The organism is Paenibacillus etheri, from assembly GCF_001012825.1.
GTDB lineage: Bacteria > Bacillota > Bacilli > Paenibacillales > Paenibacillaceae > Paenibacillus_AQ > Paenibacillus_AQ etheri.
Window position 1 is genome coordinate 46,640 of the sequence record NZ_LCZJ02000098.1, and the last position, 26,861, is coordinate 73,500.

Sequence of the window (26,861 nt, forward strand, 5' to 3'; positions counted from 1 at the left end):
ATGAATAAGAATTTACTTGCAAATTTAAAAAATCGTGAGGCACTCTATAAGAGTTTAAAAGAAGAATTTATCGGTCCTTGCGTATCAGATAAAAGCATAACTCTAAATAGCAATAAAACCGTCTTCTTCGATCGAGCTGATGACTTATATAAGCCATATAAAGATCAATTAACTGGAGAAGAAATTTTACAGCAACCACCCACACGCCGTTACGGGACAGCAGTTCTTCATCCGCTAAAAACCGAGAAAGAGGACTTTATAGAAGAAAAAGAAAATGATCCGGACCATACTGAACCTATTATTCTTGGAGATGCTTCAAAGGATTTGGAAAACATTGATAGTCGTAATGAAGTGGACGATGAAGATCCAGACCTGGATATGGTTTCAGCAAATGCCTACCAGCAAAGCAGTATGGCAGTTAGTTTTAAGGCGGATTTTCCGCATGGCAGCGAACTGAATGTCCATGTAGATGGAGGAAGATATTATCCGTTTTCCGTTAAGTTTAAAGGGGGAGATGAAGGAAGGACGTATAGATGGTGGGTGCGTGTTCCGGTACATTTTGTTGTGAAGATAAAGGCTGAAAAACTATTAGGTCCAGAAGAGGTATTGGAACACGGAGAAACTACAGATGTAATTAGTATGGAAGGGTTGGATATTCAAGCGGATATACTTTCACGCCCGATCAAAGACACTGAACGACTTATTACGGTTAGTCTGATCAACCGGACTCAAGCATTTGGGCATATTCCTTTAGACAGCATTTGTCTTTTTCAGGCTTCATTTAAAACTGAAATTATTTCTCCAGATTTTAGCCCGTCAATTTTGCCCTATCCTGAAATGGCGGATCTGGATGCTTTAGATGAAGAAGAGCTTTCCATTACTTTATTGTACCGGAAAACTAAAACATATGCTGTTGGTCATGGATGTTCAGCTGATTGGAGCGAAGTTATAGACGACAAAGCCGCTTTTGTACAAACCAGTTTTTTACCATCTTATGAAACAAAAAGTATGACACCAGATATAACAAGAGATGACGGGACAGATATAGTAGTATCCATGAGAGATTTGGCGGGCATAGATTCGACAAATAATGGAATGAATCAATTGGAGGAAATTGTCCGCCTTTATGAGAAATGGATAAAAAAACGATGGGAAGAAGCAAGGAAACTAGACTCAACATTGACTCCTGCAGCTGAAAGGAATTTGCAGGAATGCGACAAATGTGTAAAGCGAATGAAACAGGGGCTGGAGTATTTAAAAGATCCGATTGTATTAAGTGCATTCAAGTTAGCCAATGAAGCAATGCTTTTGCAACAAGTGACAGGGGGCGCTATCCGGGAAGCTGAAATAGCAGATGAGACTATTTCTTTTTCTTTACCTTACAGGACACCTGATTTGACCGTAATCCCGGAGAGTAGAGGTAAATGGCGTGCTTTTCAGATTGCATTTATCCTGATGACAATGGAATCAGCTGCTGAGTCTGATTGCCCAGAGCGTGAAACGGTGGAACTCATTTTCTTTCCTACAGGTGGGGGCAAAACAGAAGCCTATTTGGGGTTGTCCGCATTCTCCATCTTTATGCGAAGATTAAAGAACAAAAATGATTCAGGTGTACATGTACTGATGCGCTACACATTGCGTTTGCTTACGGCTGATCAATTCCAGAGAGCTTCTAGATTAATTTGTGCTATGGAATCAATCCGGCGTCGGCATCAAGAACAACTAGGTAGTGATGAGTTTTCTATTGGGATTTGGCTTGGCGGTGATACAACACCAAATAACCATGTAATTGCCAAAAAACAATTAATGGAATTGAGAAGCGGCAAGAGTAATGTCAATCCCTTTTTGATTAACTCTTGTCCTTGGTGCGGTGCGAAAATGGGGAAACTTCGATTGAAAGAGATTAAGTCTGTTGCAGTAAAAGGAAAAAAAGCAAACACTAAAGCTAGATCACAGCCTAATTTCAGTGTACATGGGTACAGGCTGGCGGATGGCAAGGTGGAGATTCATTGTACGGATAATAAATGCCTATTTAGTGAAAAGTTACCCGTTTATGTTGTAGATGAAGACATTTATGATAAACGACCAACATTTATTATCGGCACTGTAGATAAATTTGCTCAACTCGCCTGGAACTCCCGGCCGCGTTCTATTTTTGGAATCGGCAGAGATGGAACCAGGGACAGTTCTCCTCCAGGCTTAATTATACAAGATGAACTGCATCTAATATCAGGTCCTTTGGGTTCTATGTCCGGAATATTTGAAGTTCTAATAGAAGAATTGTGTACCGATTATCGGACAAGCAATGGAGTAAAACCGAAAATTGTTTGTTCAACTGCTACGATTAGGAGGTATCAGAAACAAATTCAAGATATCTACGACCGTACGAATGTAGCGTTATTCCCGGCATCCGGATTAGATGCAGATGACTCGTTCTTTGCAACTTATGCACGTGATAAAGAAGGGAAGCTACTGCCAGGAAGAAAATATGTAGGACTGAATGCACCAGGTCTTGGGTCTATGCAGACATTACAGGTACGTTCATTAACATCCCTTCTGCAAGCCCCAATGAAAATGGACGAAAAAGAAAGAGATCCATGGTGGACGCTGCTTATCTTTTTTAACAGTTTGAGGGAGCTTGGCACGACAGTGTCTTTGCTTCAATCAGACATACCTAACCATCTAAAAGTAATTAAAAACCGAGGAAATCTGGATTTTAAAGAATTAAGGCATTTGAATAAGATTAAGGAGCTTACCTCACGGTTATCTAGTGACGAAGTTGCCTCAGCAATCAATGAACTAAAAATACAAAAAGGTGTAGGGACTGTGACAGACGTTTGCCTAGCCTCAAACATCATTGAGGTTGGGGTTGACATTGATCGTCTTTCATTAATGACTGTTATAGGCCAACCTAAAACCACAGCTCAATATATCCAAGTTACAGGACGTATAGGTCGGCGTTGGTATGAAAGGCCGGGGTTGGTCGTAACTTTGTACAGCGCATCAAAACCCAGAGATCGCTCTCACTTTGAGAAATTCCGGAGTTACCATGAAAAACTGTATGCCCAGGTGGAGCCGACGAGCGTCACGCCTTTCTCTCCTACAGTAGTAGACCGAATGCTGCACGCTGTTATGGTAGGTTATGTGCGTCAGTTTGGCCATTTGAATGAGGTTGATTCTCCTTCACCAGTGCCAGAAGAACTTTTGTCTCAGCTATGGCAAAGAATCTGTGAACGAGTTAAATCAATTGACCAGGAAGAAATGAATAACGTTCAGAAGGTTTTTGAACGCCGTATATCACAATGGAAAACATTACGCCCGTCCGAATGGTCCAAAAAGAGTACTACTGATGAGTATCCGTTGCTTTATTCAGCCGGTTCTTATGTGGACCCAACAACCAAAAGAATATCCTGGGCTACACCGAATTCCATGCGGAACGTGGATTCTTCATGTTTAGGTGAAATCAGCACGTTATACGTACTTCAAGATATAGAGGAGTTGGAATCATGAAGTATCCGATACGCAGAGCCCAATTAATCTCACCGTTCGGTCCTGGAGCAATGTCAATTTCTAAGAATGGAATCTCGTCTGTATGTAGCGGACTGGATCATTGGTTTAAAGATCGACATGGGAAAATGGATTCTACAGATTTGTCCCAGTATAAAATTAAAGAGTGGCGTTTAGAACGGTTGCTAGGCGTGGATCATTTCCGGCTACCGCCAGACTTTCGGACAAGAAGTAGCGGTGATGAGGATATGAATATGTTCTTAACTGTACCTTTTCTGCGCTTTCCAAAATGGCATTATTGTACTTTTTGCGGCCAAATGAATGAATTGCAATATTATGAAAAAAAGAATGAATTGTGCAAAGGTTGTGAACAGAAAGGATATAAAAACTATTTAGTACAAGCACCATTCATTGCTATATGTGAAAGAGGCCATTTGCAAGACTTCCCTTGGAGGGAGTGGGTCCATAAACAAAAGACCCCTTCATGCAAAAAAACAATGTACTTGGTAAGCACGGGAGGAGGGGCGCTCACCTCTATGCAAGTAAAGTGTGAATGCGGAGTTGAGCCTCGAATGCTGTACGGTATAACGTCTGCAAATGACGAAGGTAAAACAGAACTAAGTGAATCATTATGTGAAGATGGAACAGTTTTCTTATGCCAGGGTAAGCGTCCGTGGCTTGGTACTGACGAAGGGGTAGATTGTACCTGCCATCTTAGGGCTTCTTTGAGAAGTGCCTCTAATGTTTATTTTGCACAAGTACGCAGTGCCATTTACATTCCTGGAAACAGCAATAAACAAATATCTGAATTACTATCATATTTTGAACACCACCAGGTTTTAAGTATTATAAATTTAGCCAAACGTGCAAGTTTGAGCTTAGACGAAACAGTCCAACAGTTAAAAGGTCAATTTCTGGTTGAACTAAATGGATATTCTGATTCTGATATCCGTCGGGCATTACTTGTGAGAGAGTCACGAGATGAAGATCCAGGTAGTGAAGAGGAACTGCCTATTGACATGGAAGCAGTCCTTCGACAAGAGGAGTATGAAGTATTAAATGGTGAAATAAATCAGGAAGAATTAAAAATCAAACCTGTTCCCGTCGGCTTATACAAAAATAACTTATTCGAGATATCAAAGTATTTTTCCAATATTCACTTAGTAGAAAAATTAAAAGAAACACGCGTTTTAACCGGATTTACCCGAGTTTTCAACGACCAACAAAATGATATTGAGGATTTAAAATCTATGCTCTGGCGCAAACAACCGGAAAATAAAAATGACGAATGGCTACCGGGCTATGTGGTATTTGGGGAAGGGGTTTTCTTTAATTTCAATGAGGAGTTTGTAAGGGAATGGGAAGGAAGAATACAAGTATCTGAAAGAAGTAAGCCCTTAAGTTTACGATATAGGCATTTAGTAGCTAACCGCCGAACCAAGGAGAAAAAAATAACACCGCGCTTCATTATGGCCCATACTTTTGCGCATTTACTTATCAATCAGCTCGTGTTCGAATGTGGATACAGCTCGTCTTCGTTAAGGGAACGACTGTATGTTTCCGACAACGAATCTAATCCGATGTGCGGTGTCCTTATTTATACAGCTGCAGGTGATTCCGATGGGACCATGGGCGGATTGGTACGAATGGGAAAGCCAGGTTATCTGGAGGCAGTTATTCGTAAAGCATTTAGTAATGCGGGATGGTGCTCTGCCGACCCGGTTTGTACTGAAATTGGCTTGCAAGGGCCTGATTCATGTAATTTAGCCGCTTGCCACAGCTGCTCGTTGATACCAGAAACAGCTTGTGAAGAATTCAATCGTTTTTTAGATAGAGGACTAGTTGTTCCATTGCATGGGGTAGATCCGTCAACGGCTTTCTTTAATTAATATTAGATAAATGAAGGAGGGGAAGCCCCTCCTTTTATCCTTTGTAGGATGAAGCAAGCTAATAATGGAGAGCTAAACAAAAAATCAACTTATAAATATGTATTAATCCTGACCCAACAAATCCCCAACAGAAACCTCCAGCGCTTTTGCAATAGCCACCACCTCATAATCCTGCACAAGCCTATATTGACCCTCCAATCTCGATAAACTAGTCGGACTAATATCTAAACCGAAGGTTTGCAACCTGGCAAGGAAATCCTTTTGCTTCATTCGTTTAGCTTTTCGAATAGCTATAACTCGGGTCCCGATGATGTTTTTGTCACCTGGGGGCTCTTTGCGATGTCTCATTTCCGTGTCACCTCACAATTTAACCAAATTGTATGCGAGGTAACTGTTGTTTTAATGCGAATATCGAATTAAAATAAAATAAACCGATAAACGCATTAAAAATTCAATACATCGTCTACAGACATAGCTTTGCCAGGAAGGAGGGGATGTAATGCAGCATCTGACGCAGAAATATGAGGAGGAAAAACGTAAGCTGAATGAACTTGGTCAGAGATCACTTGAGCAGGGGATTCCACTCAGTGGAAATGAAGCCGTTCAAGCCCAGAGTCGTAAAGTAGATGAACTCATTAACCAGATGTATCAAGAGAAGAACGAATATCCAGAGGCTTTTCGTTTATACTTCTGTCTTGGGGGAGATATAGTGAGCTTTCCAGCGTGGTTTACACAAACGATTCAGGGTCGATTAAATGAGGTAACTGCACAGATAGAATATCAATCTGAGTCTAGACATGCTTTTGAAGAAGAGAGCAAGGCGTTTGAGGCATTGTTTGACTCCATGGATATTGCACGCATGCCAGAGTTCGAGTATTGGGAGGATAAGCTTCAAATGAAGCAATCCATTCTTAATGAACGTCTGTATCTGCAAGGACTACAAGACGGTATGCAGCTTGCAAATGCCTTAACTACTCCTTCTGGTCCCTCAGATTAAATCTTAATCAAAGAGCATATGTATACTCCTGTTTAGGCTGTCAGCACGGCAGTCTTTTTTCTTGTGTTTATTTTTGGAAGGGATACATTCCCATATTGTCGAATTACCATACATATTGTAAATCCAGTTGATACGAGGTTTTGCTATGTTTAAAGCCCTAATGTCTCTCTTCAAAAAATCAGATCCTAAGCAGCCGCTGGCGGTGCAAAAGGTACAGACTTCTAAGCCAAAGCCTAAAGTTGCCTCCACACGAATTGGAGAGCTAGGCGAACATAAAATCAATATTCAACTTGATCAACTCCCCAAGGAGTGTAAATCGTTAAGCGATCTGCTGCTCCCTAATCCCAAGTCTCGAACAGGATATGCCCAGATTGATCATATTGTTATTTCTCCGTATTGCTTATTTGTCATTGAAACGAAGAACTACAATGGGGAAATTAAGGGTGGGCGGACGGATCAGCAATGGTCGGTGAGCAATCGTTACAAGATGTACAATCCGCTGAAGCAAAATTATGGACACATAAAGGCCGTTGAAAGTCTTCTTAAGGGCATTCCTAAAGTGAAATCTGTATCGATTATTTCATTTACTATGAGATGCCGCTTTAGCATAGATCCAGAGCTGCGGCAAATTAAATCAGATGAGCTTGTTATTTATGATGTGGAGTTGAGTGAGTTTATCTCTAGAAAACTACTTCGACTAAAGGCGGAGAATCCTGAACCACTATTTTCACAAATACAAATTCAATCTATTTATGACCAACTGAGCCAAGCTAATATTACAGACCTAGCGATCCGAAAGCTTCATGTAGAGAAAATTACTTCGAATACTAAAAATCGTTAACGACCTTGGAGGACTCCATGCCATTACTAGATACAATCAAACAGATTTTCAAGCGTAAACAAAAATCATATAAGATGGTCCTAATCCTATCTTTAATCGAAGAGCTACGAGGCTCTCATCGGGAGCGTGTATCGTTTGATCGCATTAAGGAACGGTTTCTTAACTATTTCGTCACTGAGCAAGATAGAGGAAACCGGGTAGATCATCCTCCAGGACGGGAAAGCTGGGCAGAGGTTACTCCGAGCCAACTTAAGGATATTATTAGTAGTCCAGTTAATGCGCTATCAAGTATTATTTTCTTTAACACACAAGATAACTCAATGGGTTTTCAAAGCACTATTATTAGTCAGCTAGGTGAAGAAGGATTAGTTGAACTTAAAGAGTTAGCACAACAAGAATTAGAAAACTATAACACAGCATTAAAAGAATTCTCTATAAAGCAATATTTAGACGAAATTATGGATAGGTATGTTCTGGCTAAAAAAGATAGCTCAGCCAGCCATCCTTTAGGTTTCCTGTTACGTCAGGCAATCCCTAATGAGTTGAAAGCCTTGCCGTTCCTATCAGAAGATTATTATATTATTGAAGGTTCTATTGGAAAAGGAAGATGGGCTGCCATCCCTTGGCTAGCAATTTTGGACAAGCGTGTCACGCAAACTATTCAACGCGGAGAATATGTCGTTTATCTTTTTGCAGAAGATATGAGTACTGTGTATTTAACACTCGCTCAAGGAGTGACGGCTCCAATAAGAGAAAAAGGCCGTAAAGAAGCATACGTGTATCTTCGCGCAAAAACGAAAGAAGTTCGAGAGTTCATACCGCTTGAAAACATGAATAAGGATGAAAATATTCATCTAATGGGTCGAGAACTGGGAAACGATTATCAAGCATCGACGATTGCCTATGTGAAGTATGAGCGTGGAAAAGTTCCGTCTGACGAACAATTAGTAAGAGATCTTCAAAATGTAATGGAAAACTACCGTTTGTATGTGGAACGGCGTGTGCTTAACGAAACGGCAAGCACCTTGGAGGTAGAGCCAGTGACAGAGTATATGGAATCGGTACCTGAGCCAATTAACGACGTCGAAATCCCCTCTATCCTCCACCAAATCCAATCCCACATCCGTCGCAAAGGTTTCTTCTTCCCTCAGCACCTTATTGAAAACTTTTACCTCTCGCTAAAGACTAAGCCTTTTGTCATTCTGGCAGGCATATCCGGAACAGGGAAGACTCGGTTGGTGAAGCTGTTTGCAGAAGCTCTTGGTGCAACGGGGAATAACGGTCAGTTTACCTTGATCCCAGTGCGGCCGGATTGGAGTGATCCTGCGGATCTGCTGGGGTACAAGGATCTTTCGGGCAGGTTCAAACCGGGTCCGCTTACGGAAGTATTAGTAGAGGCGCGGAAGCCGGAGAATGGACATAAGCCATATTTTATCTGTATGGATGAGATGAATCTGGCGCGGGTAGAGCATTACTTCAGTGACCTGTTAAGTGTGCTGGAAACGCAGGACTGGCGGGAGGGGAAGATCCAGACTCAGGATCTCATATCTTCTACCATGCTGGATACGTCTGAGGATCAAGTGAAGTTTGGCAGCCTAGGTGTCCCGGAGAATGTGTTCTTGATCGGGACTGTGAACATGGACGAAACGACACATCCTTTTAGCAAAAAGGTACTGGACCGAGCTAACACACTGGAGTTCAATTACATCAATCTGCAGCAGTATCCGGACATGAGTGAGCAGGAAGAGACGGAAGATCCCGCTGATCTTGCCGAACTGAACCATCTTTTTCTGCGCTCCGATTATTTGCAGCTAGTGGATGCCTATGATGCCAACAAAGAGCTAGTTGTCCGGACGACAGAGAGATTGGTTAAGATCAATGCTTTGCTTGAGGATGTCCATGCTCATGTAGGTTTCCGGGTACGCGATGCGATTTGCTTCTATATGATCTATAACGAACGGTACAAGCTGATGAGTGAGGAAGAAGCTTTTGACTGGCAACTGCTGCAAAAGATACTGCCGCGCATTCAAGGGAGCCATTCTTCGGTTCGCCGGGTATTGTTGAACTTGATGAAAGGGGCTCTTGGTACAGGATCTGGTGTGACGGTAAATATTGAAGATCTTATGGACAATGATGCTTCTCCACTCTACCTGAGATGGGCTGCTGGACAAACTCCCCCTACAGCCAAACATCCACAAAGTGCGCGTAAATTGGCTTTTATGCTTAGGAGGCTGGAGGAAGATGGATTCACCTCATACTGGCTCTCTTAATCAGGCGGTAGAATTGCTCCGTGTAGAAACGGAGCTTTTTACGCTTTTTCTTCAAGGAAGGCCATATCATCCTACTGTGGAGACCTTGCAGCTTCATCGTTCTTCTAGTCAGGAGTGGGTAAATGCTCAGTTTGGGATTACATGCTCCGAACGGCTTGGTAATGTTCAGATTAAAGTGTTTTCTCCTGAAGCTCACGGGATGGTGGACTGGCAGCCGGGGGAGTCTGTTTTTCCTTGTTTTTATGAGACACAGTCGTATGAGCTGGTGATCCAGAGGAAGACCGCTGCTAACCTCTCTTTTTATCATGAAAATGTGCTGCTTCGGCAGGCAATTAAGCCCCTAGGTGAGTCTATTCTTGCGGGTGTGCTGAACTTTGGGAATGAGGTCGGTTTGACGGAATGGGAGATCCGCAGTTCGGGACAGGCTTTGCTGCGGGTAGAGATGGAGATCTTCCCCTCTAAAATGGATTACAAGCTGGATTACCAGAATATTTTAAATGAAGTGAATGAGCAGATTTATAACTTGGCTTTTGATTTTTTGCGCAAAACCTACCAACTAACAGGCTTGCGGGAGACGCAGCATCAGAGCCTGACGGAGTTTTTCACCATACTTCAGCATGTGTTTAGACAGCTCTTGGATGCCGTTGAGCGGATTAACAAGAATCCCAATTACGCTCTGCTTCAGGACCGCCGACTAGTGGATGCCAATCGGGTCAAAAAGGCAGGAAGAGAGAACATCCGCGAGCTCGCGAAGCATCCCGAACGATTAAGAGAAGACATGAACCATGGATTCTTGACCATCGGCAGCCGAAATTACACAGCCACACATTTAATGGAGACACGAAGACGCCTCGCCTATGATACTAATGAGAACCGGTTCATCCGCTGGATGCTGGAACGCATTCATGGAAAGCTGAAAGAGCTCAAGGGTCGCTGGAAGATTAAAAACCGAACCCCAGATCCATTACTTATAAAAAGGTTAGACAACATGCTCACTCAACTAGAGCGGGTGCTCAAGATGGATTTTTTGCGTGAGGCTGGAGTAATGAGGCAGATGTCCGTTACACTGGTGCTGCAGATGGCCCATGGATACCGCGAGGTCTATCGCTGTTATCTAATGCTGCTCAAAGGCTTGTCGATCCAAGGTGATCTGCTGCGACTGTCTATGAAGGATGTCGCGCAGCTCTATGAGTATTGGTGTTTCTTGAAGCTGAATCAGCTCCTGGGGCAGAAGTATAAACTGGTGAAGCAGGATATTATTAAGGTGAATCGAAATGGTATTTTTGTTACCCTTGACCGCTCGCAGAGCGCTAAGATGGTGTACGAGAATCCAGTTAACGGAGAGCAGTTCATCCTGTATTATAATGCGATTCCTAGCTCGGATAAGGCACCGACGCTCAATCAGCGTCCGGATAATGTGCTGACACTGAAGAAGAAGGATGCTGGCAAAATCAAAGAGTATAAGTATGTTTTTGATGCGAAATATCGGTTAAATCCGGCTTATGAAGGGACTTCCTATCACCGCACTTATAGGCAGCCTGGTCCTGAAGAGGATGACATCAACACCATGCACCGTTATCGGGATGCCATTGTGTATCAGGAGAAGGGATCGGGAGAATATGAGCGAAGCATGTTTGGCGCCTATGTGTTATTCCCCTACCCGGATGAGGAGCGGTATAAGACCCACCGATTCTATAAAAGCATCGAGCTATTGAACATTGGCGCTTTGCCATTCCTACCGAATTCTACGAGCCTAGTTGAGCGATTCTTGGAAGAGATTATTCAGGATAGTCCGGAAAAAGCTTATGAACGCTCGACTCGTCCGCGCGGCACGAAAGAATACTATGCCAACCAACTCGCGGGTAAAAATGTTCTTGTTGGTTCTGTCCGGGGACCCGAACAAGTCGAGGTGGCGAGGCAGCATTCTTTTTACCATGTACCTTTGAAGAACCTTGCAAGCCAGAAGATAATAACCCAAATCGAATATGTAGCGATGTGCCAATCCAGAAGGAAATTCATCGATCCTGCAAAGACAGGGATTCATTGGGTGGGTAAAGTGGTAGATTGGGAAGTGGTGAAACGGAAGGAAATAAAGGAGATCGTCCCTGAGCCTCATAAGGAAGAGAAAGATTATGTTAGATTTACAGTCGAGGAATGGATACCTTTAAAGCCTCACATTGCTTTAGGGGGACAGGGAATAAATACGGTCCTTTACACAAGCAAATATGTCCTAGACCGAGCGCTGGAAATCGCGGAGCTTCGCTTAGAAACGGAGGGAGATCTTCGTGAATGGCGTGAGAAACGCCGAAAGGGCAGAGTGAAGGTGAAGGTCGATCATGAGCAGTTTGTGGATTTAGGAAAGGTTGTGGAAGTTCGGAATATTTAAAGTTAGTGAAAATGAAGTAAGGTTATTGTCCTGCCATTTATCAAGCATCCCGCTGGATAATGGCAGGATTTTTAAATTGGGCAAATACAAAACATCCTGTTAATAGGCGGTACTTGGAATGAACATGTTATGATAACAGTTATATAGAAAGAGATCACATGGAAAAGCTTATAGATGAACTGGATGTACAAGTGTTTTGTATAGATTCTGAAAGTCTTGAAGTACATAATTATGAAATCATTGAATTGTAGCGCTGAGCTTCTCTCCTTCTCTCCCTCACATATATCCACCCCGCAACTCAAGTATCGCCGCTTTCGCAGATTGTGATCTTTCACCCGTTTCCCACCATCCCACAATTATCAAAACATTTGTTAATGGTTTGGGCTTTTCTACGTATTAACTTATGTAAGTTTCTTCACAACAAATTGCGCAATTTGTTTAGCTTTTCGATGAAGGTGAGGTGGAAGGAGGGTGAAGATGGAAGTTATCCAGGGTACTGCGGACCGTTACAAGAATATCGAAAGATCACGTGGTGCCATGATGTCAAAAGAGGAATTTACCCGGATGTACGATACGTACTACAAACGTGTTTACAAATATATTAGTTATCGTATTAATAACCACCACGTGTCAGAGGACATTTGCAGTCAGGTGTTTGAGACGGTGATGTGTAAGTATTATAGCTTTTCAGAAGAAAAATCGAATTTTGAGGTTTGGCTGTTTGCCATTGTAAGGAACGCTGTGACGGATTACTTCCGGGGGCAGAAGAAAAGAAGCTACACCTCACTAGATTCTTTACTGGAGCTCATATTTCCCAAGCCGTCTCCGGAGGAACTGGCGATTCGTGAGGATAATAATCAAGCACTGTTTAAGGCGCTCTCCAAGCTGCGTGAGAAGGAACGTAATATCATTGCAATGAAATATGGGGCTGGGCTGAAAAATTCCGAAATCGCACAGATCATGGGAGTCAGTGAGTCCAATATTGGTGTCGTTTTGCATAGAAGTCTGAAGAAACTGCATATTTCCTTAAAAGCAGGAGGATTCAACCATGAATAAGAAAAATGATGATCTCACAAAATTCAGCAAAACCATAGAACTGCTTGAGAATGTTGAACAGGATAACACTGCCACCAAAGAAAGAATTTATAACCGTTTAGTATACAAGCTGGACCACGGAGCTCTTGAACTCAAATCAGAGAAAAAGGACGGGATAACGATGAAAAAAAGCAGCTGGAGAAATGCAATAGTGATTGGTAGTGCAGTAATTTGTTTGGGTGGAGCATTCTCTGCAACCTCCTATGCACAGGATATGTTCCAATCGATCATGGCAAAGTTTGAAGTAGGAAATCTCGAAATCACGCAATACGATAAGGAAATCCCTTCGGCTGCACAGTCAATGACTCCATCTGAAGAGACTAAAGGCGGGGAGAATGTTGCCATTGAATTGCCAGTTGCAGCTAAGTTAACCCTGGATGAAGCACGTGCAGAGCTTGGAATGAACTTCCCGGCACCAACCTGGATGGCAGACTATGAGTTTGTGAATGTTGTTCTTCAGGGGACCAGCATGGTTGAAGTGCAGTATAACTCCGGGGATAAAGCTGTTAATTTCCTAATCTCCAAGGGCGGTGACAATGGGATCAGTACTACGGAAGAAGTGAAGACAGAAGTAATTAACGGGACTAAAGTTTATTTTGCAAATGGAATTGTGATTTGGGAAAAAGATGGCTTTACCGTTGAACTGTATGCCCAAGAAGACTTTGACCAAGCCACTCTTGGGAAGATCATCGACAGTTTCAGCATCGGTGCTCCTGTGAAGTCCTTAGGGGCAGAACAAGTGAAAGAGAACTTGCAGAAGAATGAAGGGGTAGTTGCAGCTCCAGCTTCGGTTCCGGTTGTAGATTCAAAATAATTGGCCTACTTAGGGTAGTAGATGCCCAAAGATACACATAAGTAAGACGCGAGGGGATTTCCCTGAGCGTCTTTTTTTGAGCGCACTCTACATTAAATCCCAAGTTCTCATACAGCAAATGTTGCCTTGGATGCTCACAATATCAAATGATAAAGTTGTGTCTGGCAGGGAATATAGGGAATAGCAATTCGAATCATGTGTATGCTATGCTACCTTGGATGTAGTTGGTAAAATGGTAGTAGCCAATACTGAAATACCAGCAGGAGTGATCGTGGCTTTAATCGGTGCTCCATACTTTTTATACTTATTAATTAAAAGTGAATAACTGAAGGGACTTCGGACATGAAAAAGGTTATTGTAATTGGTGCAGGGATATTAGGGGCTTCAGCGGCATACCAGATAAGTAAGTTAGGTGCTGAGGTCATCATTATAGATCGTAAAGATGTTGGACAAGCAACAGATGCAGCAGCAGGGATTATTTGCCCATGGTTGTCTCAACGCAGAAACAAAGCATGGTATCGCCTTGCTAAAGCGGGAGCAAGCTTTTATCCAGCACTTATTCAAGAGTTGGAAGAGGCCGGAGAAACCGAGACTGGATACGCAAAGGTGGGAGCAATATGTATTCATGATGATTTGAAAAAATTACTCGCGATGAAAGAAAGAGCGGAGCTGCGCAGAGAGGACGCCCCTGAAATAGGGGAACTTACGATGCTGACGGATCTTGAAGCGCAAGAGAAGTTTCCATTATTGTCGGAAGGTTATCATGCGCTGCATGTATCGGGTGCAGCAAGAGTGGACGGACGTGAATTACGTGATGCTTTGCTAAGAGCGGCACAGCGTAACGGTGCGCAGTTGATTGAGGGCGATGCTATTTTAGAGCATGATAATCATGAAATTAAAGGGGTTAGTGTAGGAGAACAGACACTCACAGCGGATGAAGTGATTGTGTGCGCAGGGGCTTGGTCTAACGCTGTGCTTCATCCGCATGGGATCATGCTCCAGGTGCGTTATCAGAAGGCTCAAATTATGCACTTGAAGCTTGCTCAACAAGCGAGTACAGAGCAATGGCCTGTGGTAATGCCGCCTACAGATCAATATATACTTGCATTTGCAGATCAAAATATCGTGGTAGGTGCTACTCACGAAAATGATGTCACAGGTTATGATACCTCAGTAACCGCAGGTGGAATGCAAGAAATCTTAAATAAAGGTCTTCAAACGGCTTCCGGTCTTGCAGATTCCAGCCTAAATGAGATTAGAGTAGGGTTCCGTCCTTTTACTGCGGATTTTCTTCCCGTGTTAGGAAGGGTTCAAGGCTGGAATAAACTAATTGTTGCTAATGGACTAGGATCATCCGGATTAACGATGGGACCCTTTCTTGGTGAGCAGCTAGCCAAGCTAGCCATGGATCAACAGGTAGATATTCAGCTTGAAGATTATGCATTAGAGCATGCCATTAATTGATTAGAAGCAACACGTAAAAAACCTTCTATATAAGTTGAACTAAAAGCATTCTAAAAAGGAAAAGTGATGGAGGGGAAGTCCAAACATTCACCGCAGTCACGCACTTACCTTAATAGAAAAATTTTAAGTTCAACTAATATAGCGAAGGTTTTTTTTATCATTTATACTGATAAGACCAATTTATCTTCCTAGGAGTTGTCTAACGAATCATGATAAAAAAAGAAGTCGCGCATATACGCAAGCAATTTAAGCTGGATCACGATTTAATGAATATTTACGATATTCTCAATGTGTATATTATGAAGGAAAGCAACGAGATCTATCATTGGGAGCGCCTGCCGTTTGGAATGGTGGACAGAGAGAAGCAGGAGCTGTACATGGGCAATTTCAAAAAACTCATAACCGGCGAACTGGACCAGAAATTGTTCGAGTTGAAGTTTCAGGCGGAAGTGGAGGAGCCAGCGCAGGTGATGCTTCACCAAGCTTTGGTGACTGGGGATCCGGATGAATGGCAGGACCTGATGCTGCTGTTGGTGGACAGAATGATGGCGGATACTCATTATGAACGCGATACGGTGATCACTTTCGTTCGCGGACAATATTACCGCCCAACCAAAGATAGAAACGATGAAGCCGAGGAAAGTGAGAAAAACGAACTATTCGCACATCCGTTTATTCTATGCAGTGTGAATTCCACGGAGAAGCAACGTAAGGCTCTCTTATTTGATTATGTGGAGCGGGAATTCAAGTACAATGTCATTGTAGATCCGATCGTCAAGCTAAGTACGCCGGAGCAGGGCTTCTTTTACCCAAGCGTGACGGACAATTATTCCGATGTGAACCGCATTTTGTATTGTACGGGAAAATCGAACTTTCCAGATCCCCATTTCATCGGGGAGGTCTTGAATGCCGAAAGATCCGTGACGGCACTGGAAGAGAGAGCTATATTTGAAGACATCGTGAAGGAAGTGGCGGGTGAACAACTTGACGCGACCACCATTGCTCAGCTGTACGAGGAAATCCATCAGGTCATCGAAACCAACGATGATAAGGAAGAACCTCCGAAGCTCGATTATAGAGATGTGGAACGCGTGCTGAAGGTAAGCGGCGTTGAAGACGTGACGACGGAAAAAGTGGAACGTGCGTTTGAAACCATCGTAGACGATAAGCACTATGAGATGAAGGCAAGCAGCGTGATGCCGAAATTCACTACAAAATCGATAAAGATCGAAACAAAGGTAGCTACGATTTCGGTCAGCCCACAGGATTTAAAATATGTGAAACAGGTAAATTATCATGGGAGACGCTGCATCTTGATCGAGGTCGACGAAGATGCCGTGATCGAAGGGTTCACACTTACAACAGAGACGCTTTAGACTCTTTTTTAATAGCGGGCTATCCTTAAAGTCTTTGATCAAGACTTGGGATAGCCCATTTTGTATTGGTATTAACTATGGAAAAAGGAAATACACACAATGAAGTAAGATGGTTACTTCGAAGTGCGTACTAGACTCACGAAAAAATAAATGCAAATATAAAATTTTGGGTAAGTTTAATTAGATCAGCATGAACGAGGTGTTATTCTATGAAACAATATAATCTGGGTATAGAGGCAACATAGGTTTGAACTTCACTTAGATCAAATTGATTTTACAGAATTGTTATCAAACTATTAAAAAAAAGTAGGGTTGTTCAAATCCCGTGATATAGCTAATGAAAGCGTTCTCGTTAATTTCGCAACCGCTCTCCTTTAAATGAATTGGCATTATTTAGCGCTTGAAGTTCCTCTGATTTGGATATTTTATTTAGGTATTGTTTTATTTCAATAGGATAATGTTACCTTGCCGTAACACTGTCCTAGGTTTGTAGGAATATAATAAGTCTGTATTCGACACCAACCTTAAAAAAAACATCGGAGGTAACACAATGAAAATAAAGAAAACATTATCCGTTGCATTATGCGTAGCAGCAGTTGCATCTTTTTCATCCCAAGCAATGGCCAATCCTGCCGCAACACCAACCAGTTCAACAGTAGCACCATCCACTAATCAAGTGGGACAAAAATTTACACTAGCTGGAGTTCAGACGAACGCCAAGACAGTATTGATAGCAACAAGAACGGTTGATCTTGATTTGGATGGCGTGAAAGACACTTTATATCTTATTGGTGATAAAAATGAATCTCCTGACTTCAGCAATATTAATCTTATCGTTGTAAACGGAAAAACAAATAAAGTGTTAAACGCAGGGATTAAAGGCTTCGATGGTTTGAACGCGAAAATCAGCTATGTGAATGATTTCAATAATGACCATGCACTTGATGTGATGATTACTGCGTATTCCGGTGGTAACCAAGGTTCTACCAATGCTAGAATCGTAACTTTCAAGAATGATACGCCTTCTATTATTCTGGGTGGGGATTTGAAGGTGAAAGGCGAACGGGCATTATTCAGAACATTAGAAGCGGTTGATGTGGAAAATGATGGCGTGAACGAACTTCTTGGAATCAGAATCCTCCATGGCGAAGCTACTTCAGTGGTAACAGGCTATGAAAAAGTATGGTTCGCTTACAAAAACGGTGAATTCCAAGTTAGCAAATCAGAAACTACTAAAGAAGACCCATTTAAGCAACCTGCACTAGGTGAACAGACTGTTGGTCAACCTTTCGCATTGCAAGGGGTTAAGACAACAGATAAAACCATTCTTATCAGAAAACAAGTTAACGATGTGAACAAAGACGGCGTCGAAGATAAAATCTATCTGATCGGTGACAAAGCAGATGAGCTTGGTTATGTAAGCAACATCAACCTGGTTGTTGTGGATGGCAAAACAAACACATTGAAAGACGCAAACATCAGTGGTTTCGATGGCTATAAACCAGAAATTCAATGGATTGGTGATTTTAACGGGGATAAAGCAAATGATGTAATGTTTACAGCATTCTCCGGTGGTAACAACGGTACGACAGATGCCTACATATTGTCTTTCGCAGGTGATAAGGTACAACCCCTATTGAGTGTAAAGCCTGTTGTAGAGGGTAAACCAGCATTTTTCAACACTTTAGAGCAAGTAGATCTTAATAAAGATGGTGTATATGATCTGGTAGGGACTAGAAAAGTTCGCGGTGACGCTGAAGCTATAGTTCTAGGTGAAGAAAAAACAACGTTTACTTTCAAAGACGGTGCTTTCAAGGTTGTAGGTACAGAAACCATAAAATCCGATAGCAAGCCAGCGACTACACCAACTACAACTACACCAACAACTACAACCAGTGATTTCACTGTTGGCAAACGCTTTGAGCTTAAGGGAATTACAACAACAGCAAAAACGATTTTGCTGGCGAAACAACAAGTGGATGTAACTGGTAATGGTGTTGCGGATAACGTTTTATTGATTGGTAACAAGGATGCCGCTAATGGTGATCTGGTAACAGATATCAACATCGTCGTTCTAGAAGGTAAAACTAAAAAAGTGATTAACAGTAATATCAAAGGCTTCACGGGTTACCAACCAAAGATCAACTTCGTTGGAGATTTCAACGGAGATAAATCTAAAGATGTCATGATCACTGTATACTCTGGCGGTAACAGCGGCAGCACTAATGCTTATGTAGTATCCTTCAAAGACAGTGGTGTTAAAGTCCTTCTTAACGAGTACGTGAAAGTGAATGGCAAACGTTCGCTCTACAATACTATGAAGGCTTCTGATGTAGATAAAAACGGAGTCTATGAAATTGTTGCAACAAAAACGATTCGTGGTGAAGCTACTTCCGTAATTAAAGGTGTAGAAACCTCTGTTCTTGCTTACAAAAACGGAGCATTCCAAGTTAAATCGACAACTGTAAAGAAATCTAAATAATCTTATAGCAAAAACCTAATTGTGAGGGAGTCTCCCAGTAGCTATAAAATGTGGCTAACGGGGACTCTCTTTTGTATTTTGATCTGGGTTAGCTGAACTTGGTGAGAATATCTATAAATAAACTCTCCCTTGCATACCGTGACTTGCCTCATCCAATATTAATAAGTAGTCCTTTCCCCTATAGAGCACAGCTTAAGCTTATATCCAAAAAAGGAGAGAAAACAATCTTATGGAACTGAAAAAAATAAATGAATCTATTTATTACTTAGAAAATGTTAGGGAAACAGACAGACCTGTTTTGGGATATGTTGTAGGTGAGAACTTTTCAATTATGATTGATTGTGGCAATTCAAAATCGCATTTGGATGCCTTTATAAAGAGTTTGGATGATCACAATCTACCACGTCCCAAATATGCTTTGATTACGCACTGGCATTGGGATCATACCTTTGGCATGCATGCTTTTGAGGGGGAAACCGTAGTATCTTCAGCAACGAATGAGGTACTAAAGCGATTGAAAGCGTGGAAATGGGATGAAGAGTCCGTTGTAAAACGTTTAGAGACAAAAGAAGAAATAGAATTCGCTTATAACTGTATGAAAAAAGAATATGATACGTTCGATAAGATTTCGGTCAGCACAGGTTCGATTATTTTCGAGGATTCTTTAACGTTGGATTTAGGGGGCATCACTTGCCAAATCCTCAAGGTAGGAGGGCCGCATGAAGCAGACTCTTGTGCTGTATATGTTAAAGAAGCGGAGGTTTTATTTGCAGGTGATGCACATAGTGGAGATTATTATCATGGAGAAGGTAAGATTGATCCCATAAAAATGAAGGAATACGTTGAGTTTTTAACAACTCTTTCATTCACTACGTATATCCCAGGGCACGACGCCCCTATGAGCAAGGAGCAAATCATTCATGTGTTAAGTAGATTTTGCGAAGTGAAGTAAACAGTTCCAATTCAGCTTTGAGAATACAAGATTGCTGCTGAATTTGATTCGTTTTGCGGGTAATGAGTTCAGGGAAACAAAATACATTACGGATAACTTATATACAGAGTGTGCTTATTATCCGGCAAGTAAAATCCTCGTAGTCATTAACAATAGCGATCAGCTTCAAAAAAACTATGATTCATACGGAATATGGACAGCCAACCCTGGAATTAGATCCTTTTGACACGATGATTAGCACTATTGGTGACTAGTAAGATTGAACAAAAAGCTCAAGCTGTGGCTATCCTGCCGTTGCTTATGTTCACAATATCCCTCGCAACAATGACTATAACTAAACTCTCCCTTGCTGAGCGTGGCCTATATCATCCATTATTTAACTAATAAATCATTTGCAGCACTACCAAAGATTGGAGACGATGTTTATTCATGAGGGACTTTGTAATTCGAAATCCGAAGGATGAAGATGCGGAGCAAATTGAAAGCATGGATTTTGTTCTAAAAATGCTATATCTGTATCATGGCGATCTGGATAAGCGAAATATGTTCTGCGCAGTGAGTGGGGACGGAGAGGTTCTGGCCGTTGCTCATTTGATGGAGCATGATACCTTTCATGCGGTTGGGCATGACGAAGACACAAGTTTCAAACGGTATCTTAATTACGAAATCATATTTGCTGAGAACGCCGAGGATGAAGGTATCAAAGCTGCACTGATTGAAGCATTAATCGGACGGGCCAGAGAAATTAAAGCTGGGTATCAAGAGAAGCGTATTATAATGGCTCAATATCTTGACACAGATCATCTCGAAGAGCTGAGCTTCTGTCTAGCACGCGGATTTACGATTTACGATACGATTGTCGTGTTTAAATTTGACCTGAGTAGAGAGATTCCTGAGTATCCTTTACCAGAAGGTGTTCTGGTGAAGCCAACTGCACTGAACAATAGTGAAGCTCAGGAACAATATCGTCAAGCTGAACTCGCTTCCTTTGACGGTGTGGCGTGGAGTCTAAACCACTTGGGATGGATGCAGGGATCCCCCGAAATCGTTAATTTTTGCGCGTTTTATGGCGACCAATTGATTGGCAACACCTCAACCTGGAGAATCACCGACGAGAGAAGTGCAACGGAGAATGTATTCGTCATTCCTGAATGGCAGAAAAATGGTGTCGCTCGTAACATCATCTGCACTGCACTGGACTATTTAAAGAAACAGGGCAAACCAATCGCCACCTTGGGCACGCATGGAGATAATAAGAAAGCTATTAGGCTATATACTCAGATCGGCTATGAGTTGTGCGGTTCTAGATTTACTGTTGGCTATGAAATCGATTAATAAGCATTTACTAGACGACTTCGGTCGTCTTTTTTTATTTACAAGGACAACTGATCTTCTTTATTGAATTATTACTAATAAGGTATTATTTTCAAAATAATGTGTTTATTTAAAAAGGGAGTTTAGAGGAATGATTAGAATCTGTATTTGTGATGACGAGCAATTGCATAGTTCCAAGTTAGAGAAGATTATTATGGATAGTGCAGGTTTGTATCAAAACATAGAGCTAGATATAGACATTTATGAATCTGGAAAATCATTGTTGAAGGCTTTAAAAGCTAGAAACGAGGAGTATCAAATATTATTCTTAGATATTGAAATGGGGATATTAAATGGTATCGAGGTCGCTAGGGAAATTAGAAAAATAGACAAAAATATGATTATTATTTATGTTACCAGCTACGATAATTACACCATGGAAAGCTTTGAAGTTTCGCCTTTTCGATACATACTAAAACCTATAAAAGAAGAGCAAATAAGTAAAGTTTTACTTCACGCCATTGATGAGGTTAGAAGGAATAACCAGTATCTATTCTTCAAAACTCAAAATCTTAACTATCAAATCAAAAGTGAGACGATTCTATCCATTTCATCTGAGAAAGGTAGGATTATACATGTTGTAACCGTTGCTGACGAGTTTTCCTTTTATGGCACGATAAAAGAGATTGAAGAAATGCTTGATCCCTTGTCCTTTATAAAAGTAAATCAAGGCACCATTTTAAATCTGAATTATGTACATATTGTTTCGGGAACTGATATTATTCTCACCAATAAAGAAAATTTCGCAATTAGTAGAGGTCAGAGAAAGGTAGTTAAAGATGCTTATAACAACTTCATAAAAAGGAGGATTGGCTTTTGAGAAATTTTGAGGTTATGAGCATTGCGGTGCTAGCTATTCTCTATACGCTAGTTCAGGTAACATCTATTTCTATTTATTTCAATGGATTCCTTAACCTCAGAATTTCAAAGTATAAATTTTATTCCTTAACATTTCTCGCTATGGGAGTAATAAAATTATTGTCTAGTGATACAAACTCTATGGTTAAGTTGTTTTTATTTGTTGTTCTTTTGAGTATCTGTATACTGTATTCGTTCTACGGATCAATGGCTCAAAGGATCTACCACATTATCTTTTTTACGCTGATCACTACACTTGCAGACTTGGCGTTGTCTATTATTACATATAATTATGATCAAAAATTTGAAGGCCAGTTATTTATTATGCTAGTTGTATATTTTAGTGCAAACTTTTTATCGTTGTTAATTGTGATGTTGTCGGCAAAGTTGTTACTCTATTTTAGATCTGATAATGAGGTAGGATTAAGTAATAAGGAATGTTTGTTATTAAGCATTGTGCCCTGTCTATCCTTATTGAGTATTTATTGGATTTTCCAATATAAAGATATTAATCAATTCGTTCCATGTATTTTTTTGTTAATTGTGAATGTTTGCATCATGCTGATTTACAACAGTTTAGAAGGGAAGAATTTTCTTATACATAAGTACTCCATAATGGAAACACAAAATAAATATTATGAAGAAAGCTTAGAGAACCAAAGGGAAATGTCTAAGCTAAAACATGATTTGAAAAATATTTTATTAAATATAGCCTATGGATTGGAGAGGAAAAAAACAGACGAGGTAAAAGAGGAGCTACAGGAGTTATTGAAAACCAATGTATTCTCATATAGATTATTAACCGGGTGTATACCCATCGATGCCATTCTTAATAGTAAGCTAGAACAAACAAAGAAGTATAATATAGAATGCACTTTAGACCTCCAAGTTCCTCAGGACTTATTTATAGAACATACCATTGATCTAGCGGCCATTTTAGGGAATCTTTTAGATAATGCAGTAGAAGCAGTACTTAGATTAACAGAAGAAATAAAAAAGGAAATTACAATCAACATAAAGTTTAGTGAGGATAAATTATTCATAATCATTGTAAACTCATCGAATCATGTGAATATGGACTTTTCCTATGGGCGACTAATTTCTGAAAAGGGAAAAAATAGGTACGGCATTGGAATCAGTAGTATCAATGAACGAGTCAAAAAGTTAAAAGGATACTCAGATTTTTCGTACGATGAGGGCTATTTTAGTTCAATCGTGGTCTTACCAATTCCATAAAATAAAAAGGGCGACTTTCCATTCAAAAATTGAATGAGAAATCGCCTTTTTATTTTGCAAATTACAACGAGTATTGTGCGGATTACAACGAGCACCAAAAAACAAAAAAATATTGGTTTATGATTTCAATGTAGGTTATCAAGGGCATGAATATTTCAAAGTACAAAAGAAAAGTGAAATAGGGGGGAGCAAAGAGTCGCCATTGCGCGGGCTTTCATTATGCAAACTGTATCCATTTCTTTTTTGGGACATGTGAATTCTAAATCAAATAGGAAAGGAGGGAGAACGTTATGATTCCATTAGTTGTATTAGTGGTTGTATTTGCTTTATTGACTATAACGCTATCATGTCTATGGCTTTACAACGATTGTTTGTATCGAGGGATAAATCCTTGGATTTGGGTATTCTTAATGATTGCGACCACTCCCATATTGGGATTCATTTTATATTCTCTTATTGGAAAAAGAGGAATATCAATTACGGGTAAGCCTAGAAAGAATAAGTATATAGGATCTGCGGTTTTTATTACCATACTGTTGCTTATCTTTTCAAGTATCGGATTAGCATTTTATTCAGTGACATAGGTATAGAAGTTAGATTCAAGCTGACAGTGCTCTGTAGAGTTTCTACAGAGCTTTTTATTATTGTTATAGTTCATTTCAATATTTTACCCTCTATGTTACTATGTCTACGATCAGAAAAGGAATAATTTAGAAGAGTAGGTGGATTCCATGGAAATCGGTGCGATCACTTTTTTTGTAAAAGATATGGAAAAGATGGTTACATTCTATCGGGACGTCATGAATATGGCTATAGAATGGGATGGTGGCGTATTTACCGGTGTCCAGCTAAAGAGTGGTGTGTTTTTTAATTTGTGTCAGCGGGATGCGCTGAGTATTTCAGGGCTAGGTTATCCTAATGAGTTAAATGGGACAATGGAAGTTTCTTTTGGCGTTCCCTCACCTGAAGAGGTCGACAAGGAATTTGAGCGACTGGTAAAGGCAGGTGCTACTTCTATAAAAGAACCTATCTCGCAGCCCTATGGGTTGCGTGAAGCTGTTGTGGCTGACCCCGAGGGCAATCTGCTTGAGATCGTAGCGGGCATTCCGGAAGATTAACAACCGAGCGGAAGGTGGGACACTTTTGAGAACCCTTATAACTAACGTAAACTGGCTGGAACACCATGAACTCATGAATGAGCTACTCTATCAAGAAGCCAGCTTAACCACGCATCCGATGGATGATGGCTTTGAAGCTGAGGTTCTAAGGATCAGTTTAGATCAGGAAAGCTATGTCCTGAAAACATGGAGTAAAAGCTCCAAACCAGATGTTCAGTTTCAATATCGTTTATTGGAGGCCCTGTCTGAACGAGGAGTTGCCGTCTCTGAACCAGTGGGCTGGGGGATCAATCCGGACGGGGATAAGGTGTTGTTAACAAGCTTTGACGGAACGCCAATTCATAAAGTGAATGTTAAGACAATGAAGGAGCTCGCGAGCATTTTAGCCAGAATTCATCAAATAGATATCGCTGAGCTTGAACATATACAACTACCTAAGTACGATTTCATCGATTACTTTTTTCCAGAAGCAAGAGAGCACGCAGACCTTAATCAAGCTGTAATTTCTCTAGTGGAGCAAACTCCAATCAAACAGGATCGTATCATTCATGGAGATTTTCATTTAGGAAATATAGTAGAAGAACAACAGCGATTTACCGTCATCGATTGGACGAACGGCCAGTTGGGAGACCCTAGATATGATTTTGCATGGTCATTAATTCTGCTGAAAATCCACATCTCCGAGCGTTACGCTGATATGTTCCGTTCTGCTTATCTATTGGATAATTTTATGGAGCAGGAAGAGCTTGAGGTCTTTGAAGCTTGGGCTTGTCTTAGATGGATCTTGCTGAATAGACGAGGCAGTACACCTAAAGGGCCTAATGTAACGAAGAGGGTAAAGAGCATACTAGGAAGTAATCGCTTCCTGAAAGATTCGGATTTCCAAGGGTTTAAATGAACTTCATCTTAAAAAGAATTACATTACAGACCGCAACCCTTTGCGAGGGAGGCGGTCTATTTACGTTTGTTCGCTGCGAGATTTCAACACATCGGACGTTCATATGATTTTCAGTTTGGCTACACTAACGCTGCTACGGATCTATTTAAGAGGGATTTGAGCTACGTGCTAGGCTTTATCCGATTCTACCTTTTGTGGGAGATCGAGTCCTGGTATAATTACCCGGTGTATCCGCTGCTGAACAAGAAGAAACGGCAGCCAAGGTGCGGATGGAGGAGTTATCGGGCAAAGTGGGCGAGAGTGAACAAATTTCATGAACTTGCCCCAAGCCTACGAAGATTAAGTATGATAGGATAAGGTTACATTTAAATTCCCCGCGGGGGTAAGAAAAGAGAAAAGGGAGCAACATGAGAATCATTATATCGCCTGCCAAGAAGATGAAGATGGATACGGATTTCTTGGATTGCCGCCAGATGCCGCAATTTATAAACGAGTCGCAGACTCTTCTGGCCTTCTTACAAAAGTTGAATTATGAAGAAGCCAAATCGCTATGGAAATGCAATGATGCCATCGCCACGCTGAATGTGGAACGGATTCGGGATATGGATGTAACACGGAATCTTACACCGGCTATCTTTTCCTATGAGGGTATCCAGTACCAGTACATGGCACCTGGGGTACTTCAAATGGAGGAGCTGGAATATCTTCAGCAGCATTTAAGGATATTGTCCGGGTTCTATGGAATCGTCCGGCCATTTGACGGCGTTGTTCCGTACAGGCTGGAGATGCAGGCTAAGCTTAGCAGACCTGGTTTCAAGTCTATCTACGAGTTCTGGAACAGGAAGCTGGCGGATCAGCTATTTTCGGAGAGTGACATCATTCTAAATCTGGCCTCTAAGGAATACAGCAAGTGCATCTCCCCGTATGTTGGCGGGAACGTTCGAATGGTTAGTTGTGTATTCGGGCAGGAGATTGGTGGTAAGGTAGTGGAGAGAGCAACCCTGGTCAAGATGGCCAGAGGTGAAATGGTACGCTTCATGGCTGAGCGGCAAATCAGCTGTGTGGAGGATATCAAAGGCTTCGACGGATTTGATTTCAGCTTTGCTGATGAGCTGTCGGATGAGAGTACGTATGTGTTTATACAAAAAAAGTATGAATAGAGTAAGTAGTATATTATGGGTAATCTTGAAGACGGTTGAACGACCAGCTTCAGGGTTACCTTTATTTTTTGGTCAACGAACGAGATGTTAAATTTTAGGATTATTAAAGGGGAAAGATTGCGGTATAGAGAATAAAGTTCGGAT

Annotated in this window: 22 protein-coding genes; 21 read left to right on the forward strand and 1 reads right to left on the reverse strand. The window is 41.2% G+C overall.

Going from position 1 to position 26,861, the window contains the following annotated elements; all coding sequences use genetic code 11:
* Together UQ64_RS29320 and drmB are read left to right on the forward strand one after the other, a co-directional pair.
* Nucleotides 1-3,510 carry a helicase-related protein gene (locus tag UQ64_RS29320; RefSeq protein WP_060626958.1) on the forward strand — a complete coding sequence of 1,170 codons (3,510 nt, stop codon included), beginning with the start codon at nucleotides 1-3 and terminating at the stop codon, nucleotides 3,508-3,510.
* Entirely contained in the window at nucleotides 3,507-5,396 is a 1,890-nt protein-coding gene (gene drmB, locus UQ64_RS29325; RefSeq protein ID WP_082651380.1) for a DUF1998 domain-containing protein, read from the forward strand. The genes UQ64_RS29320 and drmB overlap by 4 nt, the downstream gene beginning before the upstream one ends.
* 102 nt (nucleotides 5,397-5,498) lie before the next feature.
* Here the strand turns inward: drmB and UQ64_RS29330 are convergent, their stop codons facing one another.
* The gene (locus UQ64_RS29330) at nucleotides 5,499-5,744 is read right to left on the reverse strand and encodes a helix-turn-helix domain-containing protein (RefSeq protein WP_060626959.1); all 246 of its coding nucleotides are present in this window, start codon (nucleotides 5,742-5,744) and stop codon (nucleotides 5,499-5,501) included.
* A gap of 151 nt (nucleotides 5,745-5,895) precedes the next feature.
* On the opposite strand from UQ64_RS29330, the gene UQ64_RS29335 reads away from it, so the two are divergent.
* The 19 genes from UQ64_RS29335 to yaaA all read left to right on the forward strand — a co-directional run bounded on the left by UQ64_RS29335 (nucleotide 5,896) and on the right by yaaA (nucleotide 26,717).
* Nucleotides 5,896-6,393, forward strand: a complete 498-nt coding sequence (locus UQ64_RS29335; RefSeq protein WP_060626960.1) for a hypothetical protein — start codon at nucleotides 5,896-5,898, stop codon at nucleotides 6,391-6,393.
* A 145-nt stretch (nucleotides 6,394-6,538) separates the two neighbouring features.
* On the forward strand, nucleotides 6,539-7,234 hold the full coding sequence (locus UQ64_RS29340; RefSeq protein ID WP_060626961.1) for a nuclease-related domain-containing protein: 696 nt from the start codon (nucleotides 6,539-6,541) through the stop codon (nucleotides 7,232-7,234).
* 17 nt (nucleotides 7,235-7,251) lie between these two features.
* Nucleotides 7,252-9,504 (forward strand): MrcB family domain-containing protein, encoded by a 2,253-nt coding sequence (locus tag UQ64_RS29345; RefSeq protein ID WP_060626962.1) that lies wholly within the window; start codon nucleotides 7,252-7,254, stop codon nucleotides 9,502-9,504.
* The gene (locus UQ64_RS29350; protein WP_060626963.1) at nucleotides 9,476-11,890 is read left to right on the forward strand and encodes a restriction endonuclease-like protein; all 2,415 of its coding nucleotides are present in this window, start codon (nucleotides 9,476-9,478) and stop codon (nucleotides 11,888-11,890) included. The genes UQ64_RS29345 and UQ64_RS29350 overlap by 29 nt, the downstream gene beginning before the upstream one ends.
* 477 nt (nucleotides 11,891-12,367) lie before the next feature.
* Nucleotides 12,368-12,946 (forward strand): sigma-70 family RNA polymerase sigma factor, encoded by a 579-nt coding sequence (locus tag UQ64_RS29355; RefSeq protein WP_060626964.1) that lies wholly within the window; start codon nucleotides 12,368-12,370, stop codon nucleotides 12,944-12,946.
* Entirely contained in the window at nucleotides 12,939-13,799 is an 861-nt protein-coding gene (locus tag UQ64_RS29360; protein WP_060626965.1) for a hypothetical protein, read from the forward strand. Before UQ64_RS29355 ends, UQ64_RS29360 begins: the two co-directional genes overlap by 8 nt.
* Nucleotides 13,800-14,013: 214 nt before the next feature.
* Nucleotides 14,014-14,124: an iron chelate uptake ABC transporter family permease subunit gene (locus UQ64_RS30560; RefSeq protein ID WP_280818272.1), complete on the forward strand. Its 111-nt coding sequence runs from the start codon at nucleotides 14,014-14,016 to the stop codon at nucleotides 14,122-14,124.
* A 17-nt stretch (nucleotides 14,125-14,141) separates the two neighbouring features.
* Nucleotides 14,142-15,263 carry an NAD(P)/FAD-dependent oxidoreductase gene (locus tag UQ64_RS29365; protein WP_060626966.1) on the forward strand — a complete coding sequence of 374 codons (1,122 nt, stop codon included), beginning with the start codon at nucleotides 14,142-14,144 and terminating at the stop codon, nucleotides 15,261-15,263.
* Between the two features lie 209 nt (nucleotides 15,264-15,472).
* On the forward strand, nucleotides 15,473-16,639 hold the full coding sequence (locus tag UQ64_RS29370; protein WP_060626967.1) for a DUF4317 domain-containing protein: 1,167 nt from the start codon (nucleotides 15,473-15,475) through the stop codon (nucleotides 16,637-16,639).
* A gap of 550 nt (nucleotides 16,640-17,189) precedes the next feature.
* The gene (locus tag UQ64_RS29375) at nucleotides 17,190-19,121 is read left to right on the forward strand and encodes a hypothetical protein (protein ID WP_060626968.1); all 1,932 of its coding nucleotides are present in this window, start codon (nucleotides 17,190-17,192) and stop codon (nucleotides 19,119-19,121) included.
* Between the two features lie 229 nt (nucleotides 19,122-19,350).
* On the forward strand, nucleotides 19,351-20,073 hold the full coding sequence (locus UQ64_RS29380) for an MBL fold metallo-hydrolase (protein WP_060626969.1): 723 nt from the start codon (nucleotides 19,351-19,353) through the stop codon (nucleotides 20,071-20,073).
* 43 nt (nucleotides 20,074-20,116) lie between these two features.
* Nucleotides 20,117-20,299 carry a 1,3-beta-galactosyl-N-acetylhexosamine phosphorylase C-terminal domain-containing protein gene (locus tag UQ64_RS29385; protein ID WP_245238310.1) on the forward strand — a complete coding sequence of 61 codons (183 nt, stop codon included), beginning with the start codon at nucleotides 20,117-20,119 and terminating at the stop codon, nucleotides 20,297-20,299.
* A 203-nt stretch (nucleotides 20,300-20,502) separates the two neighbouring features.
* Entirely contained in the window at nucleotides 20,503-21,408 is a 906-nt protein-coding gene (locus tag UQ64_RS29390) for a GNAT family N-acetyltransferase (RefSeq protein WP_060626971.1), read from the forward strand.
* A gap of 130 nt (nucleotides 21,409-21,538) precedes the next feature.
* Nucleotides 21,539-22,267: a LytR/AlgR family response regulator transcription factor gene (locus tag UQ64_RS29395; protein WP_060626972.1), complete on the forward strand. Its 729-nt coding sequence runs from the start codon at nucleotides 21,539-21,541 to the stop codon at nucleotides 22,265-22,267.
* Nucleotides 22,264-23,541 (forward strand): sensor histidine kinase, encoded by a 1,278-nt coding sequence (locus UQ64_RS29400; protein WP_060626973.1) that lies wholly within the window; start codon nucleotides 22,264-22,266, stop codon nucleotides 23,539-23,541. Before UQ64_RS29395 ends, UQ64_RS29400 begins: the two co-directional genes overlap by 4 nt.
* A gap of 290 nt (nucleotides 23,542-23,831) precedes the next feature.
* Nucleotides 23,832-24,125 (forward strand): hypothetical protein, encoded by a 294-nt coding sequence (locus tag UQ64_RS29405; protein WP_060626974.1) that lies wholly within the window; start codon nucleotides 23,832-23,834, stop codon nucleotides 24,123-24,125.
* 147 nt (nucleotides 24,126-24,272) lie between these two features.
* Nucleotides 24,273-24,659, forward strand: coding sequence for a VOC family protein (locus tag UQ64_RS29410; protein WP_060626975.1), 387 nt, complete (start codon nucleotides 24,273-24,275; stop codon nucleotides 24,657-24,659).
* A 25-nt stretch (nucleotides 24,660-24,684) separates the two neighbouring features.
* The gene (locus UQ64_RS29415; protein ID WP_156417720.1) at nucleotides 24,685-25,557 is read left to right on the forward strand and encodes an aminoglycoside phosphotransferase family protein; all 873 of its coding nucleotides are present in this window, start codon (nucleotides 24,685-24,687) and stop codon (nucleotides 25,555-25,557) included.
* A 407-nt stretch (nucleotides 25,558-25,964) separates the two neighbouring features.
* Nucleotides 25,965-26,717 (forward strand): peroxide stress protein YaaA, encoded by a 753-nt coding sequence (gene yaaA, locus UQ64_RS29425; protein WP_060626977.1) that lies wholly within the window; start codon nucleotides 25,965-25,967, stop codon nucleotides 26,715-26,717.
* The last annotated feature ends 144 nt before the right edge of the window (nucleotides 26,718-26,861 follow it).

Bases quoted from the DNA above. Each gene is read 5' to 3' on its own strand.
- UQ64_RS29380 (WP_060626969.1), top strand. From the start codon at position 19,351: ATGGAACTGAAAAAAATAAATGAATCTATTTATTACTTAGAAAATGTT.
- UQ64_RS29410 (WP_060626975.1), top strand. From the start codon at position 24,273: ATGGAAATCGGTGCGATCACTTTTTTTGTAAAAGATATGGAAAAGATG.
- UQ64_RS29365 (WP_060626966.1), top strand. From the start codon at position 14,142: ATGAAAAAGGTTATTGTAATTGGTGCAGGGATATTAGGGGCTTCAGCG.
- UQ64_RS29350 (WP_060626963.1), top strand. From the start codon at position 9,476: ATGGATTCACCTCATACTGGCTCTCTTAATCAGGCGGTAGAATTGCTC.
- UQ64_RS29320 (WP_060626958.1), top strand. From the start codon at position 1: ATGAATAAGAATTTACTTGCAAATTTAAAAAATCGTGAGGCACTCTAT.
- UQ64_RS29370 (WP_060626967.1), top strand. From the start codon at position 15,473: ATGATAAAAAAAGAAGTCGCGCATATACGCAAGCAATTTAAGCTGGAT.
- UQ64_RS29355 (WP_060626964.1), top strand. From the start codon at position 12,368: ATGGAAGTTATCCAGGGTACTGCGGACCGTTACAAGAATATCGAAAGA.
- UQ64_RS29330 (WP_060626959.1), bottom strand. From the start codon at position 5,744: ATGAGACATCGCAAAGAGCCCCCAGGTGACAAAAACATCATCGGGACC.
- UQ64_RS29340 (WP_060626961.1), top strand. From the start codon at position 6,539: ATGTTTAAAGCCCTAATGTCTCTCTTCAAAAAATCAGATCCTAAGCAG.
- UQ64_RS29375 (WP_060626968.1), top strand. From the start codon at position 17,190: ATGAAAATAAAGAAAACATTATCCGTTGCATTATGCGTAGCAGCAGTT.
- drmB (WP_082651380.1), top strand. From the start codon at position 3,507: ATGAAGTATCCGATACGCAGAGCCCAATTAATCTCACCGTTCGGTCCT.
- UQ64_RS29345 (WP_060626962.1), top strand. From the start codon at position 7,252: ATGCCATTACTAGATACAATCAAACAGATTTTCAAGCGTAAACAAAAA.
- UQ64_RS29395 (WP_060626972.1), top strand. From the start codon at position 21,539: ATGATTAGAATCTGTATTTGTGATGACGAGCAATTGCATAGTTCCAAG.
- yaaA (WP_060626977.1), top strand. From the start codon at position 25,965: ATGAGAATCATTATATCGCCTGCCAAGAAGATGAAGATGGATACGGAT.
- UQ64_RS29390 (WP_060626971.1), top strand. From the start codon at position 20,503: ATGAGGGACTTTGTAATTCGAAATCCGAAGGATGAAGATGCGGAGCAA.
- UQ64_RS29360 (WP_060626965.1), top strand. From the start codon at position 12,939: ATGAATAAGAAAAATGATGATCTCACAAAATTCAGCAAAACCATAGAA.
- UQ64_RS29335 (WP_060626960.1), top strand. From the start codon at position 5,896: ATGCAGCATCTGACGCAGAAATATGAGGAGGAAAAACGTAAGCTGAAT.
- UQ64_RS29405 (WP_060626974.1), top strand. From the start codon at position 23,832: ATGATTCCATTAGTTGTATTAGTGGTTGTATTTGCTTTATTGACTATA.